Annotated in this window: 12 protein-coding genes; 7 read left to right on the top strand and 5 right to left on the bottom strand. The window is 44.1% G+C overall.

Annotation, left to right across the window (positions count from 1 at the left end):
• Positions 1 to 116: 116 nt before the first annotated feature.
• Positions 117 to 776 (bottom strand): oxygen-insensitive NAD(P)H nitroreductase, encoded by a 660-nt coding sequence (gene nfsB / locus DRB05_RS02770; RefSeq protein WP_128725585.1) that lies wholly within the window; start codon positions 774 to 776, stop codon positions 117 to 119.
• 96 nt (positions 777 to 872) lie between these two features.
• Here nfsB and DRB05_RS02775 point away from each other — a divergent pair, with 96 nt between their 5' ends.
• Entirely contained in the window at positions 873 to 1,784 is a 912-nt protein-coding gene (locus DRB05_RS02775) for a LysR family transcriptional regulator (RefSeq protein ID WP_128725586.1), read from the top strand.
• Between the two features lie 4 nt (positions 1,785 to 1,788).
• Here DRB05_RS02775 and DRB05_RS02780 read toward each other — a convergent pair whose 3' ends face one another.
• Positions 1,789 to 2,637 (bottom strand): sterol desaturase family protein, encoded by an 849-nt coding sequence (locus DRB05_RS02780; protein WP_128725587.1) that lies wholly within the window; start codon positions 2,635 to 2,637, stop codon positions 1,789 to 1,791.
• A gap of 121 nt (positions 2,638 to 2,758) precedes the next feature.
• Between DRB05_RS02780 and DRB05_RS02785 the strand changes: the two genes are divergently transcribed.
• The gene (locus tag DRB05_RS02785) at positions 2,759 to 3,727 is read left to right on the top strand and encodes an AraC family transcriptional regulator ligand-binding domain-containing protein (protein ID WP_128725588.1); all 969 of its coding nucleotides are present in this window, start codon (positions 2,759 to 2,761) and stop codon (positions 3,725 to 3,727) included.
• A 191-nt stretch (positions 3,728 to 3,918) separates the two neighbouring features.
• Here the strand turns inward: DRB05_RS02785 and DRB05_RS02790 are convergent, their stop codons facing one another.
• The gene (locus DRB05_RS02790; RefSeq protein ID WP_128725589.1) at positions 3,919 to 4,284 is read right to left on the bottom strand and encodes a VOC family protein; all 366 of its coding nucleotides are present in this window, start codon (positions 4,282 to 4,284) and stop codon (positions 3,919 to 3,921) included.
• 286 nt (positions 4,285 to 4,570) lie between these two features.
• On the bottom strand, positions 4,571 to 5,398 hold the full coding sequence (locus DRB05_RS02795) for a hypothetical protein (protein ID WP_128725590.1): 828 nt from the start codon (positions 5,396 to 5,398) through the stop codon (positions 4,571 to 4,573).
• Between the two features lie 334 nt (positions 5,399 to 5,732).
• On the opposite strand from DRB05_RS02795, the gene DRB05_RS02800 reads away from it, so the two are divergent.
• Positions 5,733 to 7,181 carry a RimK family protein gene (locus tag DRB05_RS02800; protein WP_128725591.1) on the top strand — a complete coding sequence of 483 codons (1,449 nt, stop codon included), beginning with the start codon at positions 5,733 to 5,735 and terminating at the stop codon, positions 7,179 to 7,181.
• A complete protein-coding gene (locus DRB05_RS02805) occupies positions 7,181 to 8,290 on the top strand; it encodes a GNAT family N-acetyltransferase/peptidase C39 family protein (protein WP_128725592.1) in 1,110 nt (369 codons plus the stop codon). Before DRB05_RS02800 ends, DRB05_RS02805 begins: the two co-directional genes overlap by 1 nt.
• 66 nt (positions 8,291 to 8,356) lie before the next feature.
• Here the strand turns inward: DRB05_RS02805 and DRB05_RS02810 are convergent, their stop codons facing one another.
• Positions 8,357 to 10,195: a di-heme-cytochrome C peroxidase gene (locus DRB05_RS02810; protein WP_128725593.1), complete on the bottom strand. Its 1,839-nt coding sequence runs from the start codon at positions 10,193 to 10,195 to the stop codon at positions 8,357 to 8,359.
• Between the two features lie 185 nt (positions 10,196 to 10,380).
• Here DRB05_RS02810 and DRB05_RS02815 point away from each other — a divergent pair, with 185 nt between their 5' ends.
• Genes DRB05_RS02815 through DRB05_RS02825 form a run of 3 tightly spaced genes read left to right on the top strand, consistent with a single transcriptional unit; the run spans position 10,381 to position 14,527 of the window.
• Positions 10,381 to 11,883, top strand: coding sequence for an ethylbenzene dehydrogenase-related protein (locus DRB05_RS02815; RefSeq protein ID WP_128725594.1), 1,503 nt, complete (start codon positions 10,381 to 10,383; stop codon positions 11,881 to 11,883).
• Positions 11,880 to 12,551: a DUF1566 domain-containing protein gene (locus tag DRB05_RS02820; RefSeq protein WP_128725595.1), complete on the top strand. Its 672-nt coding sequence runs from the start codon at positions 11,880 to 11,882 to the stop codon at positions 12,549 to 12,551. The genes DRB05_RS02815 and DRB05_RS02820 overlap by 4 nt, the downstream gene beginning before the upstream one ends.
• An 11-nt stretch (positions 12,552 to 12,562) precedes the next feature.
• Complete coding sequence (locus DRB05_RS02825; RefSeq protein ID WP_128725596.1) at positions 12,563 to 14,527, top strand: pre-peptidase C-terminal domain-containing protein; 1,965 nt, start codon at positions 12,563 to 12,565, stop codon at positions 14,525 to 14,527.
• Positions 14,528 to 14,646 lie beyond the last annotated feature (119 nt).

The raw sequence follows: 14,646 nt of genomic DNA on the forward strand, positions 1-14,646 counted from the left end.
GAATTTATTGTTTCATTCACATTGGTTTACATTGTGATGTTTGAAATGGTATTCCAACCGAAGTTGGAGTGGCACTGACGTTATCTAGCTAGCCATTATCAGTGCCAAACTGGGTCTTAGATTTCGCTAATGATGTCTTCGATTGCGAGGCGAGATTTAGGTAATTTAGCATTAAAATCACCTTCGTCTCGATAGCCCAATGCGACAATAGCAAGAGCGTCAAAGCCTTGCTCAGTTAACCCAAGCTCATTGCTGAGAATATCGGCGTCAAATCCCTCAATTGGCACAGAATCTATACCTAGTAATGCAGTGCTTAGCAAAAATTGCCCAAGATTTAAGTAAACCTGTTTGCCAGTCCATGCTTTGATTGCTTCATCGCTGGTTTGATTTAAGCCGACAAAATAGCGACGGCCATTATTCATTTGTGCCTCAATCTCAGAGCCTTTTTCAAATCGGCCATCGGCACTTTCTTTGGCAAGCACTTTATCTAAATGCGTATCATCTATATTTTGTTTTGCAGCAAATACAACAACATGTGACGCGTTAAGTACTTTTGCTTCATTAAATTTGTAATTCTCTTGTGTGCTTTTAGCCACTTGAGTTTTGCCTGCCTCAGTACTTGCGATGACAAAATGCCATGGCTGAACGTTGGTACTAGACGGGCTTAGTCTTAGCGCCTGCTTGAGTAAGTCAATATCTGAATCACTAATTTTTTTATTAGGATCAAAGGCTTTTGTGGAATAACGATTGTTAATTGCATCGCGTAATGTGTACATATCAGACTCCTAAAATTGCTTTAAAGACATAATATGGATTTACATAATCAATAAAAAGATGATAATGAGTTAAATAGTTTCAAAAATTTTTTGAAAATGAATACACAAGATTTAATCGTCGTAATGAAAACGGCTCAGCTTGGCAATATTAGTGCGGCGGCTGCACAGTTAGATATGCAGGTTGCTACAGCGAGCGCCGCGATAAAGCGAGTGGAAAAGCACCTTGGCTTTCAACTTTTTGTGCGTTCTACGCGTAGCTTAAGGCTATCAAAGCAAGGTGAAACTTACTTGCCAATTTGCGAGCAGGCACTTGCGCTTTTGGATAATGGCAAAAAACAGGTGCTTGATAACGACAACGAAATTGACGGTGAGCTAAGATTAACCGCACCGTCAGATTTTGGCCGTAATATTCTCCTACCTTGGCTAGACGAATTACTTGATGAATACCCCAAACTTGCCTTGAAGCTTATTCTTAATGATCACAATCTCGACTTTTATCGTGACGGCGTTGATATCGCGCTGCGCTATGGCGCGCCTGAAGACAGTAGCTTCTACGGCTTTAAAATTTGCGATGTGCCATTGCTGCTTTGTGCCTCTACGGAATACTTAGAAAAACAAGGCACGCCAAAGGATCATGAGGAATTAAGCGAGCACCAAGGACTGTTCTTTTTGATCAGAGGCAGTAAGTTTGATACGTGGAAACTGACGAAAAATGAACAAACTTACAAAGTGGTGCTTAAAGGGCGTAGAACCAGTAATGATGCGGATGTGGTAAAGCGCTGGTGTGCGCAAGGAGCGGGTATTTCATTGCGCTCCGCGATAGATGTAGCAGACCAACTAGAACAAGGTGTGGTGCAAAGTATATTAAATGACTACCGCGTTGAATGTAAGCCGTTGTGGTTGATCTGCCCGTCAAAGCAAATGATCAACCCAAGCGTGAGAGTGCTGCGCGATAAACTAAGAGTGTACTGCCAAGCGCTTGTAGAAAAGGCCGAGCGGTATAAATAACGCACTAGGGCTTGACTGAAGCTGTATTCTTAGGCTTTTCGGGTAAGTGGGTTGGGTAACCAAACAGCGCCAACCATTTGTTCTTTAAGGTGTTTGCTTGTGAAAAGCAGTGGAACATATGACGCCACTGAGCAAAGTTTACATCTAAAGGGGTCTGCTTTGGTGCCGCACCTCTTATTCCATAACAAATTGTGATGTCTTCACGCTCCTCAACAAAGGTGCCAAAAAGCTTATCCCAAATGATCAGCACCCCAGCAAAGTTTTTATCTATATAGTCAGGATTACTAGCGTGATGGACTCTGTGGTGGGAAGGCGTATTAAAGATCCGCTCAACCACTCCTAACCTATTAACCGTTTGTGTATGGACAAAAAATTGAAAAGCCAAGTTGATTGCGACGATGGCAAATACCAAGGTCGGGGTAAATCCAAGCAGTATCATAGGCAGCCAGAACAGCCACATACCGACAATAGGGTAAAGCAAGCTTTGGCGAAATGCGGTGGTAAAGTTCATGTTGTTCGAACTGTGATGCACTACGTGTGCGCTCCAAAGCCAGTGAATACAATGTGATGCCCGGTGAAACCAGTAATACAAGAAATCTTGCAAGATAAACCCAAAAAGCAAAGTGAGGAGATTTAATTCGATTGTGAATAAGGCAAATTGATGAAGCCAGTAAAAGAGCGGCATCAGTACAAGCAAAGCCAGCGCGTCGCTGCCTTGATGGAGCAAGGCGAGTAAGGCATTGAGTATGGAGTCTCGCCAATCATAGTGTTCGTGGTGCTTGATATACTCCCAAGCAACACAAAGTAAAAAGATGGGACTGAGTGCCAGTAAAATTAGCGATACATCAACCATATACAGCTCCTTCTTTAGCCAAAGCTTTGGTACTTTATATGCACAAGGGTAACGGGTTAGCCATTGACAATCCTGCCAAACTGCGCCAACAATTTGTCCAAATACGACAAAAGGAACTGCAATGCACTCCACTTCGTTTGTATATTTTTATAGTGCGTGGGTATATCTCCATGACCGTTTTACCGATGACAAGAGGCTGCGAGGCGAGTTTGCTGAGCTAGTAGCGTCACGCCCTGAACGTGTAGCACTCGTTGAGTATGAGCGATTGCTTGAGGTAGGACAGGAGCTGAGCGGCGATCCCTTAATTGGTTTTGAACAGGGTAAAGCCATTCAGCTGCATGATTATGGGGCGCTTGGTTATTTGGTCGAAACCAGTAAAGACTTACAGCAAGCTATTACCTCCTTATTGCATTACGACGCCATTGTCGCCGATATTGGTCTCGCTGTATTCGCAAGTGATAGCGACAATGCCAAGTTAACTTGGCAACCAAAAACCCCGCTGGGTAAGCAAGCCATTTTGCGTAATATGACCGCTTGGGTGAGCGCTGCACGGCAGCTTTTGCGTTCAACTTTATCGCCTAACCAACTCCAGCTTAGCTTTAGCGTGTGTGACCTAGAATTACAGCGTTTGCAAACTTGGTTTGGCTGCCCCGTATCACAAAATTGCCCTGAAAATGCACTGTCGTTTCCGTTAGATTTTCTTACCATGCCAGTCGCTACCGTCGACAGCCTAATGCACGAACATATTGAGCAAGTGGTTGCAAAAAGCGTATCAGCGCTCTGTGATAATCATGACTTACAAGCGCGTGTTGCCAATTTACTAGCGGCAAAGCACTCACTGGCTGGAGTCAACCAAGCAAGTATTGCTAAGGCATTAAACATGAGTGTGCGTTCGATGCAGCGTAAGCTAAAAATACAACACACCAGCTTTAGAACCTTACTTGACCAAGAGCGAAAGCATCGATTTGAACAACTTATCGGCAACACCAAATTGCTCGATATTGTCGATGCACTCGGTTTTACAGAGCAAAGTGCGCTGAATAAAGTTTGTATAAAATGGTATGGGAAGCCACCGTCAAAGCTAAAGTGAAGAACCGAAGGTAGGTAAGGTTTGGTTTGTTAGTCAAATTCCCAGCTTCGGTGCAAATATGTATTGAGTATCATCGATTCCCTATCGTGATAAACGTAGTGAATGGTGCTATCTGTCCATATCCAATTCGATTAATTTGGAAATCGGCAAAGCATAAAGTCAGTTATTGACGCCACAATCTTTTTGTTCAGTTACTGATTCTCGGCGATGCGCCACAGCACGCCACTTGGGTCAGTAATACAAAATTCGAGCATTCCCCACGGCTGCTCGACAAGCTCAGTTACCTTTACGCCAAACGCTTTGTCCAGCTCGAGTTTTAAAACATGTTCATACCAGCTTTGGGCATCTTCGACTAAAAGGTGCATCATAAAGTTGTGGCTGTGCAATGGCTCATAGAAATCTTGGAGCAAAAAAGAGCAAGAGCCAGAGTTAAAATATGCGATATCTCCAGCTTCAAAAGCCATTTCAAAGCCAATTAGCTGATAAAAGCGTTTAGAGCATTCAAAGTCTTTAGCTGGAACAAAAGACTTTATTTCTACGGTATTAAGGTTGGCCATATTCACGTCCATATTGCGGGTACTGTTTGTAGCCTAACACTTTAGTATTTATGAGACACGCGGTTTGTGTTAACAGTTGCTTGTTGGAATACACATAGTGATAGGTGTCACTTGTTTCTCCAGAGGTGGAAGGTGAGGCTGACTTAACTGTTTGTAGTATCTGTATGGTTTCTTTTTCTTTAGGGTAAGCCTGTATTTTTATGGACGGGCGTCTAAACCTGTCGCGAGGGTGACACAATGCACTCGTCAGCTACAGTTGGCTGTTCTCCTTTATCATGTTAAACCGCTAGTCCTCTTTATGCTTTGCTTCTTCAGAGCAATATGACTCTTGATGCGTACTTTCTATGCAATGACAAAACCAGCTTTCAAAACGTTTGAGGTAATAAGCTCCTCCGAATCCATCGTTCTTATCATAAACAATGTAATCAGTGCCCCCACCTCTAAGGTACTTCTCTCCGGTGCCAACATATTCCCAATAGGTTAAGGAAGTGAATAAATAATTGTCATTAACTAAAAAACCAAGAAAATTAGGAGTATGTTCATAAAGGTAGGTTTTGATCGTGACGTGCTTCATTCCCTCGGCTAGCAATCTCTGTTTGGTAAATTCTATTTCCTTTATTACCGACTGAACTACAGAATACCTTTCCGTACCACCATCGATAGAGCCGACTTGTTGAGGTGCTAATAAAGCTATCTCTATGACTATTTGCTTTTTACTCAACAGACACATCTCTGAGCTTGGATCTAAAAATCTGGCAATTACAGTACTCCAGCCATGTCTTCCTGCGACACCGATATATTTAATGTTTATTTCTCGTTCTGATTCACATAGTCGACCAATGTCTCCTAACAGGTCATTGGATTTAATGATTTTTACCTCTTTACGATTGTGCAAAACGGCATCGTATATTTTGAACAAAAGCTCCAGCAAGATAAATGCAATAGGTAACATCAACCCTGTTTTGATAGTGTTAGCTACTTCAACCCTAAAAAATAATTCAGTTGGCAGCATGTCAACAACGACTGCAAGCAACAATAAAAATATTAGTAGTTCTTTTTTAGTTGTTTCATATGCGATACGAAGTCGGGCCAGAAGGTTTGCTTTCCTTTGCATGAGGAAATCCTGTTGTTTTATTTTTAATCAATTAAGTATTGTAAACTTTACTGATAATGCAATTTTTCTTAATCGTTAGCATTAATCTTATTTATTGAACCTTTTAAACTTTTAACTGTATGAAATTTAAGTCCTTTCTTTGAGTTTTCGACAGCAAAAAAGATTTATCTTGAGAATCAAAATTACTCAATTGCTAAGTGCTATATTTAAGATTACAACTACTCCACTTTAATGTGGGCCCTTGAATTTGCCCACTAACCCTATGTTAAATCGTGGGGTGCCTAAACCATCATGTAATGATGTGCCAACGCATCGCCACCTAAGGATTATTTAGATGCTATCTACTCTATTCGTTGTTGATCAAAATGCAGATGTACTGCCTTTGGCAAATAACGTAGTGACGTTTGAAACGTATTTGCAAGAGTACCCAAAGCTCGGTGAATCAAAACTTCGAGTGATTAATTTATGTGACTGTGATCGTTATTTAAGTCAAGGTTATTACTGCTCTTTACTTGCTGAAGCGCGTAATCACCAAGTACTTCCGAGTCTAAAAGTTATTAACGGTTTACGTGATGGCGATAATGTGTTGTTTTTATCGCAAGCTTGGTTTGATAAGCGTGGGATCGCGATTACCGATGACGCTGAGTTGATCATTTGTATGGGCGAAACCCAACAGCCTGAGTTTAGTAAGTTGGCGGCGTATTTATTTCAGCAATTTCCAGCGCCTTTACTAAAAGTGACATTACAGCAGCAAGACAAAGGCGTGCGCGTGCAGGTGCAGCGTCGCGACTTTTCGACTCTGCAGGTGGCGCAGCTTGAGTTTTGTACTCAAGTATTAGGTCATGTGCATGCCACTCAGTGGAACAAACGTAAGAGCCACAAAAAGTATCGCTGGGATATTGCGATGTTGGTGGACCACGATGAAAAGTTGCCGCCAAGTAATAAAGGGGCGATCAGCCGTTTTGTAAAAGCGGGTGAAAAGCTTGGCATTAAAGTACATCCATTAGAAGCGGCTGAGTTATACAACTTAGGCCAATACGATGGGCTATTTATTCGTGAAACCACAGCGATTGATCACCATACTTATCGCCTTGCGCAAGAAGCAGAGCAAAAAGATTTAGTGGTAATTGATGACCCAAGCTCGATCCTACGCTGTTGTAATAAGGTGTTTTTACATGATGCCTTTAATTACAAGAAGGTGCCAAGTTTAGAAACGCGATTTGTGAGCCAGTGTAATGAACAAGTAATCGATAAACTCATTGCTGAGTTATCGCTACCTATGGTGCTTAAAATGCCTGAGAGTTCGTTCTCAAAAGGCGTATTTAAGGTAAAAACCAAAGAAGAACTTGGCGAGCGTTTACAAGAGCTGATGAGCGTCTCTGCGATTGTGTTGGCGCAAGCTTACTTATACACAGATTACGACTGGCGTATTGGGGTGTTAAATGGCCGTGCAATTTATGCATGCCGTTACCATATGGCACGTAACCATTGGCAAATCTATAACCACGAGTCAAAACGTAATTTCTCGGGTGGGTTTGACACGTTACCAACGTTTGAAGTGCCAAAGGCGGTGTTACGTGCAGCATTAAAAGCGGCGGCAGTTGTGGGTAATGGTTTGTATGGTATTGATATTAAAGAGCACAACGGCAAAGCCTACGTGCTTGAAGTAAACGACAACCCGAATATTGACCAAGGGGTTGAAGACAAATATCTCGGTGACGAGCTGTACATGCAGGTGATGTCTGAATTTTCAAGGCGTCTTGAAGCGAGAGGTAAAAAGTAATGTTGCAAGCCGCGTTGGTGCTTGAAAAGGCGACACTGCAGGATTTGAATTCACTGAATGTGCTGGAGCAAAGCTGCTTCAGTGCGGATAGACTGAGTCGTCGCCAACTCAAGCATTACATCAGTTTTGAACATAGTCTGCTGCTTACTGCAAAGTTAGCAGGGGAACTTGTGGGCTATGGATTGCTTTGGTTGCACCAAGGAACGCGGCTGGCAAGGCTTTATTCATTGGCGGTATCGCCTCATCATCAAGGTAAAGGGATCGCGCGTCAACTGATGTCAGAGCTTGAGGCCAGAGCGGGTGAAATGGGCTGGTTATATATGCGTTTAGAGGTGGCTAAACGTAATGACGCGGCCATCGGCTTATATAAACGCATGGGTTATCGTGTATTTGGCGAGTATCAAAACTATTACGCGGATCATGATGACGCGCTAAGAATGCAAAAATGTGTGCGTAAGCTGTCGCAAAAGGCGGTGTTGCATCAGGCACCTTGGTATCAGCAAACGACAGACTTTACTTGCGGACCGGCGTCACTGATGATGGCAATGGCGAGTATAGATCCAGGCTGTATGGGCGATCAGGCCTTAGAGCTTGAAATATGGCGTGAAGCGACCACCATCTTTATGACTGCAGGTCACGGCGGCTGTCACCCATTTGGTTTGGCATTGGCTGCGGAGCGCCGTGGTTTTGCGGCAGAGGTGATGGTGAATACGGCGGGCCCACTATTTTTAGATGGCGTGAGAAGCGCGCAGAAAAAACAGGTGATGACCTTAGTTCATGAGCAATTCCGTCAAGAGTGTGAATATCGTGATATTGCTATTCATCAAGCCGATGTAAAGCTTGAACAGGTTGAACAATGGTTGTTACAGGGTAGTGCGGTATTGGCTTTGATCAGCACTTATCGGCTAAACGGTAAAAAAGCGCCGCATTGGGTGCTTATTACGGGCTTGGATGAATTGTGTTTATATCTTAATGACCCTGATGTCGAGGACGACCAAAATCCTATCGACTGCCAGCAAGTTCCCATCGCAAGGTCGGATTTTGAAAAAATGATGACGTTTGGCGCAAGCAAGTTAAGTGCGCTGGTGGTGTTGCACGAGTCATTTTAAATAACGTTTTCGGTTATAAGTCAAAGGGCCTGTATTCGGCCCTTTGTTTTTAGCGCTAAATAGCGTTTATAGCGTTTTCAAAAACTCAACGATTTGCCACTTTTCATTGTCACTCAAGGTAGTGCCGTAAACGTGACCGCTGTTATCGTTGCCCGGCATAACCTCACCATTGGCTTTGTTCACTTTGAACTCGTTCATGCCTTGATGAGTAACATAGCCAACGTTGATAGGGTCGAATTCGCGACTACCAACCCAGAAGGTATCCGGGCGCGACTCTGGTGATTGTAATAGTGACCATAGGTTTGGCACTGAGCCATTATGTAAATAAGGCGCGGTTGCCCAAATTCCGTTTAACGGCCTTGCTTTGTAGACACCCGCGTCGTAGAAACCATCCACACAATCTTCATTAGTGTTCGGACTCAATTTGTGTCTATTTTCTAGGTAGACTTTAAGGCGCTCTTCAATGGATTTTTTCACAGTGGTTTTCTTACCATCTGGCCCGGTGCGTTCTGCTATTAGGCCTGCTTCGATTGCTTTGATAGGGTCTTTTAACACCAAACCCACAACGCCATTTACTGGGATATCAATAGCGCTATCTATCGCTTGGAATTTGTCGCCAATAAGAATGTCTGTCTTAGTACCTTCTAAAAATAAGGTCTTTGCCATATGGCAGCTGGCGTTATTAGACATAGTAGGATCGGTACCTATCTCTTTTACTGGCACTTTGACTGCTTCGTAATCTTTAAGTAGATTTTTTTGGTCAATTAATTGATGACAGCTAGCACAGTTTGCTTGGAATAACATTTTTCCTTGTGCCGCTTTGTTAGTGTCAATTCCCGGAAAGTATTGTTCCGGCCAAGCGGGAGGAAGTAGCGTTTTTACCCACGCTTCTAATTGTCCTAATCCTTGCAAGTCAACGGTTGAGCTGTAACGCGCATGTTTCCCCCAAACACGCTGCCAAACCGGTGCTTCTTCAATGGATAACGAACCAAATACACCCACCACTTCACCTATGTTCCTAACCAGAGGCCCAATTACAGGTACGTTTGGTGCTGAGGCATTCCACTGCACTACATTGGACTGGTGTGTACCCCATAAAAATGGATAGGAGACGGGCGCGGTGGGCGCATTTTTATTGTTAAGGTCGTCAAGCGCAAATGCCGTGCCGGCGTTTTGTATATTGCCAAACGCGTCAAGTCGAGCATAGCTGGTAAAATCGTCTGGATAATCTTCGGGCAAGTCATTAACGGTTTGTCGCTCGGCGGTTGCAAGCGCCACGTGCTTGAGATCCTCTCGTAAATCATCAATCAACTCTTGCGATGCTCCTTCTTTTAATACCCGCATCGCGAAACGGCTAAACTTTTGATTATCGTTGAGGGTCGCTTCTAATGCGGCATTTAGGCGGCTAAAGAAGAGTACAAAGTTGGCGAGGGTGGGCGCACCCTCTACCAAAATTTTTGTACCATTATAATCAATTTGGTTGGTGTGGCATGCGGCGCAGGTCATCCCGACCCAAGCTTGTCCCGTGGTTTGATTGTTATGCACGGCAAAGCCGATGGGCAAACCTGAAGGGTTATTGGCGGCGGTTTTACTGGGTAGATAGCGCAGCATTTCCATATGTTCGCTATCGCGAAAGAGCTTTTTACTGTTGGGTTGCTCTAACCAAGTAAACCAAGTATAGGGAATGATTTGTGACCCTTGACCTGTGAACCAAAAGTCTTGCCGAAGTTTATCTGACCATCCTTGATTGAGCCAAACTCGCTCAGGCACTTGACCAGATTCTGCGACTTGGTCGAGCGTTTCTTTGGGCACTGAAGGTTTTTTACTTGGTGAGCTACAACTTGCGAGAAACAGTGTGCAAGCCACTGCCGTACTTACATATTTTATTACTAGTCTATTGTTCATGTTGAACTGTCCGTGACGGTGGAAGTATCAACTACCTTAGTACAAAGCTATTAACAATCAAGTTACACGACATTACATGTGCCTTTCATTACCAAGATGAGAAAGTCTCATCTTTCCAAACATGAAATATTTATGTAAATTTATTTGTTTACACTAAGTTTACTTTATTTGTTTTGGGAGCGGTTGTGCGTCGAAGTAGTTTTGCCATTTTTCATGTTATGGCGGTAATAGTTATCTTGGTTGGGTTACTGACAGGCCCTCGCTTGGGCATTATAAATCATGACTTTCTGGCGTTTCTTTCACCTTTGCTTCCACAAGGTGCGTTGCTGTCAATGCATGTGTTATTTGGTTGCTTACTCACCTTGATTGCGATTGCTTTTACTGTGGCAACTATTCGCGCACCGTTTCACAGCGCTCCAAGCAAGTTTGATAAAGCCGTTAACTACTTTGGGTATCTGGTTATCGTGCTGAGTATAGTCACAGGATGGTTACTTTGGCTCAATCCAGAGAGTCTAAGTTTAGTCATTCATGGGTTATCAGCGACAGGCATTTTTTTGTATTTGGTGTTACATGGCATAAAGCACACCGTGTTTAAGGGTAAGCAAGTACTAAGTGTATTAGTGCCCCGAAATGCGCTTATTTTACTCTGTTGCAGTATTGCTCTGGTGTATTTTTGTGGCCTTGGTATACGCCTTATCGTTGCAGAACAGCATTTACGGTTAGAAGTTGCGCCGCTATCAACGCAAAGCCACCTTGAAATAGACGGCAAAGGAGACGAGCCACAATGGTTGCGTGCCAAGCCTATTAAGTTAACGACATTTGGTGGTGCAAACTTCTTGGATGGGAGTAGTGAGGTCGAAATAAAAGCGTTGAGCAACCATGATGAAACCTTCTTTCTGATCCGCTGGCAAGATCCGACCGAAAGCCTAGAGCATCTGCCGCTGGAAAAAACCTCGGACGGTTGGCAAGTACAAGAAAATGGCTTTTATCGCTTTGACGAGCGCACTTATTACGAAGATAAGTTTGCCATCATGCTATCGACAACCTGTGAACTAGGAGGTGATGGCACCGTTCAATACGGCGATGCGCCGCTTGCAGACAAACCCCGTAATTGGCACGGCAAGGGCTATCATGCAAGTACGGACGGCCGCACACGAGACTTATGGCACTGGAAAGCGCTGAGAACTAATGACATGTACTTGGCCGATGATAATTTTTTTGGGCCACCTCAAAGCGTTGCACTTGGGCAAAGACGCTACACCGCAGGGTATCAACCTGATGGCAAAGAAAGCGGTGCTTATGTGATGAACTGGCGCTGGTACTCACCGACTGAGGTTACGCCAAAGCGAATGCCAATCCCATCGCCAGATATCACCGAGCGCAAAGTCCTTGATTGGTTTGCCAGCGAAACCTACAACCCTCAACGAGACATGGCGAAAATTGGCGAACAGTTACCGTCCGTGTTGTACCGTTCAAATCGCTTTGAGGGAGATAGAGCCGATGTTAGGGCTAGGGGAGAGTGGCGCGATGGTTATTGGACGCTAGAGCTGGTACGTAAACACCAAACGCATTCTCCCCTTGATGTTGAACTGCGCTCAGGTGTTTGCATGTGGGTCTCCGCATTCGATCACGCACAAATCGCGCATACTCGTCACCACAGAGCGATCCAATTGAGGTATATGTTATGACCGTTGCCTCACGTTTAATACTTAGTTTAGCGATTGCCACTGTGGCGATTAGCTACTTGTTATTCAGCGCCTCTGAGCGAGAAATTCCAACTCACGCACGCTTTATTAAAGTCACTAATGACATGCAGTTTTTGTCTGTATGGCAAGGCCCTTGGCATTGCGTCTATGACAAAAAGCTTAATCTGCTCTGGGAAGTAAAACGAGATGATGAGTCTATTCACGATGGCTATTGGAGTTACTCTTGGTATGACGGTCAGTTTGGTCATGCTGATCAAGGTGATTGTTACTTCGAAGCATCCCACTGCGATAGCCAAGATCTGATCCGTAGAACCAACCAAGCTAGATTATGTGGTAGTGCCGAGTGGCGCTTACCTACATCTGATGAGCTGCGCTCTTTAATTCAAACGCCAAATGGTCCCGGACAACCCCATATCGCAAGTGATTTTTTCCCACACATTAAAAATGGTGACTATTGGAGTGGTGAGGCTGGCGTGCCGTTACCCAAGTCGTTCAAGCGTGAAAAGTTAGGGGCAACGGCCGTGAATTTTCAATCTGCAAAGACGCTTTCGCTCCCTTATGCAAACGCCGCATTCGTCATGTTGGTGGCTACGCCGTCAACACCACTCTCATTGGCTCAAAGTCGTGCTGAGCCTGTTACTTTAAACTAGGAACCAAGGAAATGAAATATACTCAAATGGCAACTTTTGTGGTTGCAGCTGGTTTATCTTGTAGCAGTTTTGCTGCGAGTGACTACCATCGTCTTGTGTGGGACACCAGTCCAAGCACTTCAGCAACAATAGGATTTACACCCACATCAGGCACTAATCATATTGTTAAATATGGCAGCACAACAGATGAACAGAGCTGGCAAAGCGCAGCGGTCAACGCAACGCATACTTTTGATGGGGGCCTCTCAAGTTCATTTGTGAAATTAACCGGCTTAACCCCAAATAGTGCGGTGTATTATCGTGTTTGTGATTCACAAGGTTGCGGTCAGCGTTTGTGGTTCAGAACTGCGCCGCAAACGGCATCAGGGATCACTGCTGTAGCTGGTGGTGATACGCGCACAGGTTGGACAACGCGCCGTAAAGGCAATGAGTTGATCGCTAAAATTCGACCGCTATTTATTATGCATGGTGGCGATTACACCAATGCAAACTCCGTTTCTGAAATGCGTGAATACTTAAAAGATTGGCAATTAACCTTTTCGGATGATTTGATTGATGGCCTTGCATACAAGCGAATTTATCCATTTGTAGCAACACATGGCAATCACGAAGACGATAACTACAAAACGCTATGCCAAGTATTTGGCGTAGATTATGACCAAGATGGTGCGTGTACAGCAAAAGATACCTATGGTGCTTTTAACGTGGCGGGGCTTTTAAGGGTTTATACCTTAAATAGCCAATTTAAAAATAGTGGCTGGTCGAGCTATGCCACAGCGATGAACAATTGGCTGAAAAGCGACTTACAGTCTCAGGCTAACAGCGCAACGTGGCGTATCGCTCAGTATCACAAACCGATGTATCCTCACTATTCAGGCAAGTCAGACAACACCATATTACATACTTGGTGGGCACAAGACTTCTATAATAATGCGATGAACTTAGTGGTAGAGTCCGATACTCATATCAATAAACTGACTTACGCACTAACGCCTACCAGCAATGGCTTTACGGCAACGACCCAAGGCGGCACCGTTTATGTGGGTGAGGGAAGTTGGGGTGCACCGGCAAGAAGCGCCAATGATCCAAAAAGCTGGACTATCGACCTTGCGAGTATTCAACAGTTTAAAGTGTTGAGTGTGACAAATGATAAGCTTACTGTTCGAACTGCTGAGTTTTCAAGCAATGCAACTGCCTTATCTAAAGCGCAGCGAGATGCCGATCCGCTCGCGTTACCTATGAATATGACATGGTGGTATGCCGCTGAAATTGGTGATGAACTGAATCTGATCAAAGCAAGCAATAATCTATCTGTGATAGAAACTCCCATTATTGAGCCGCCAGCTGCAATTGAACTTATCAGTGGTCAAACACAAGCGAATGTCACTGGCGCTAAGTCTTCTCAGACACTTTATTACATTGATGTGCCAGCAGGAGCAACACAGCTAAAAGTTGAAACGGCGGGCGGCAGTGGTGATGTAGATATGTACGTGCGCTTTAATGCGGAACCAACGACACAAAACTACGATTGTCGACCCTATAAATCAGGTAATAATGAAGTCTGTACGATTACTCCAGTACAAACAGGCCGATACTATGTCATGCTTGATGGCTATGAGCGTTATTCGGGCGTTGCGCTAACGGCTACGGTTTATACTGACACTCCTCCAGATCAAGGTAATAGCCAGCGATGGTTGGATCAATCCGCCAGTAAAGGTCAGTGGCAGTATTATACTTTTGACGTGGCACAGGGAACACAGAGCCTGCAAGTAAAGGCATCGGGTGGTACTGGAGATGCTGATTTATATCTGCGTTTTGGTCAACAACCAAATAGTAATACCTACGAATGTCGGCCTTATGAAAATGGCAATAATGAAACGTGCACAATCACCAATCCAAATGCGGGAACTTGGCATATTGGGCTCTATGGTTACGCTGCTTTTTCAGGAGTGAATCTACAAGCAGAAAGTCAATAATCCTGTAAATGAGAGCTTGGTGGTTATTGATGTAACGATCAAGCTCACTTTTAAACTGACCGAATATTGAGAGTAACTTAACCGCGCACAATTAATGGAATTGAGACAATAATCAAGGT

The organism is Pseudoalteromonas sp. A757 (assembly GCF_004103285.1).
Classification (GTDB): domain Bacteria; phylum Pseudomonadota; class Gammaproteobacteria; order Enterobacterales; family Alteromonadaceae; genus Pseudoalteromonas; species Pseudoalteromonas galatheae.

Excerpts from the sequence above, each read along its gene's own strand:
- DRB05_RS02780 (WP_128725587.1), bottom strand. The coding sequence starts at position 2,637 with ATGGTTGATGTATCGCTAATTTTACTGGCACTCAGTCCCATCTTTTTA.
- DRB05_RS02800 (WP_128725591.1), top strand. The coding sequence starts at position 5,733 with ATGCTATCTACTCTATTCGTTGTTGATCAAAATGCAGATGTACTGCCT.
- DRB05_RS02810 (WP_128725593.1), bottom strand. The coding sequence starts at position 10,195 with ATGAACAATAGACTAGTAATAAAATATGTAAGTACGGCAGTGGCTTGC.
- DRB05_RS02775 (WP_128725586.1), top strand. The coding sequence starts at position 873 with ATGAATACACAAGATTTAATCGTCGTAATGAAAACGGCTCAGCTTGGC.
- DRB05_RS02805 (WP_128725592.1), top strand. The coding sequence starts at position 7,181 with ATGTTGCAAGCCGCGTTGGTGCTTGAAAAGGCGACACTGCAGGATTTG.
- DRB05_RS02790 (WP_128725589.1), bottom strand. The coding sequence starts at position 4,284 with ATGGCCAACCTTAATACCGTAGAAATAAAGTCTTTTGTTCCAGCTAAA.
- DRB05_RS02825 (WP_128725596.1), top strand. The coding sequence starts at position 12,563 with ATGAAATATACTCAAATGGCAACTTTTGTGGTTGCAGCTGGTTTATCT.
- DRB05_RS02820 (WP_128725595.1), top strand. The coding sequence starts at position 11,880 with ATGACCGTTGCCTCACGTTTAATACTTAGTTTAGCGATTGCCACTGTG.
- nfsB (WP_128725585.1), bottom strand. The coding sequence starts at position 776 with ATGTACACATTACGCGATGCAATTAACAATCGTTATTCCACAAAAGCC.
- DRB05_RS02785 (WP_128725588.1), top strand. The coding sequence starts at position 2,759 with ATGCACTCCACTTCGTTTGTATATTTTTATAGTGCGTGGGTATATCTC.
- DRB05_RS02795 (WP_128725590.1), bottom strand. The coding sequence starts at position 5,398 with ATGCAAAGGAAAGCAAACCTTCTGGCCCGACTTCGTATCGCATATGAA.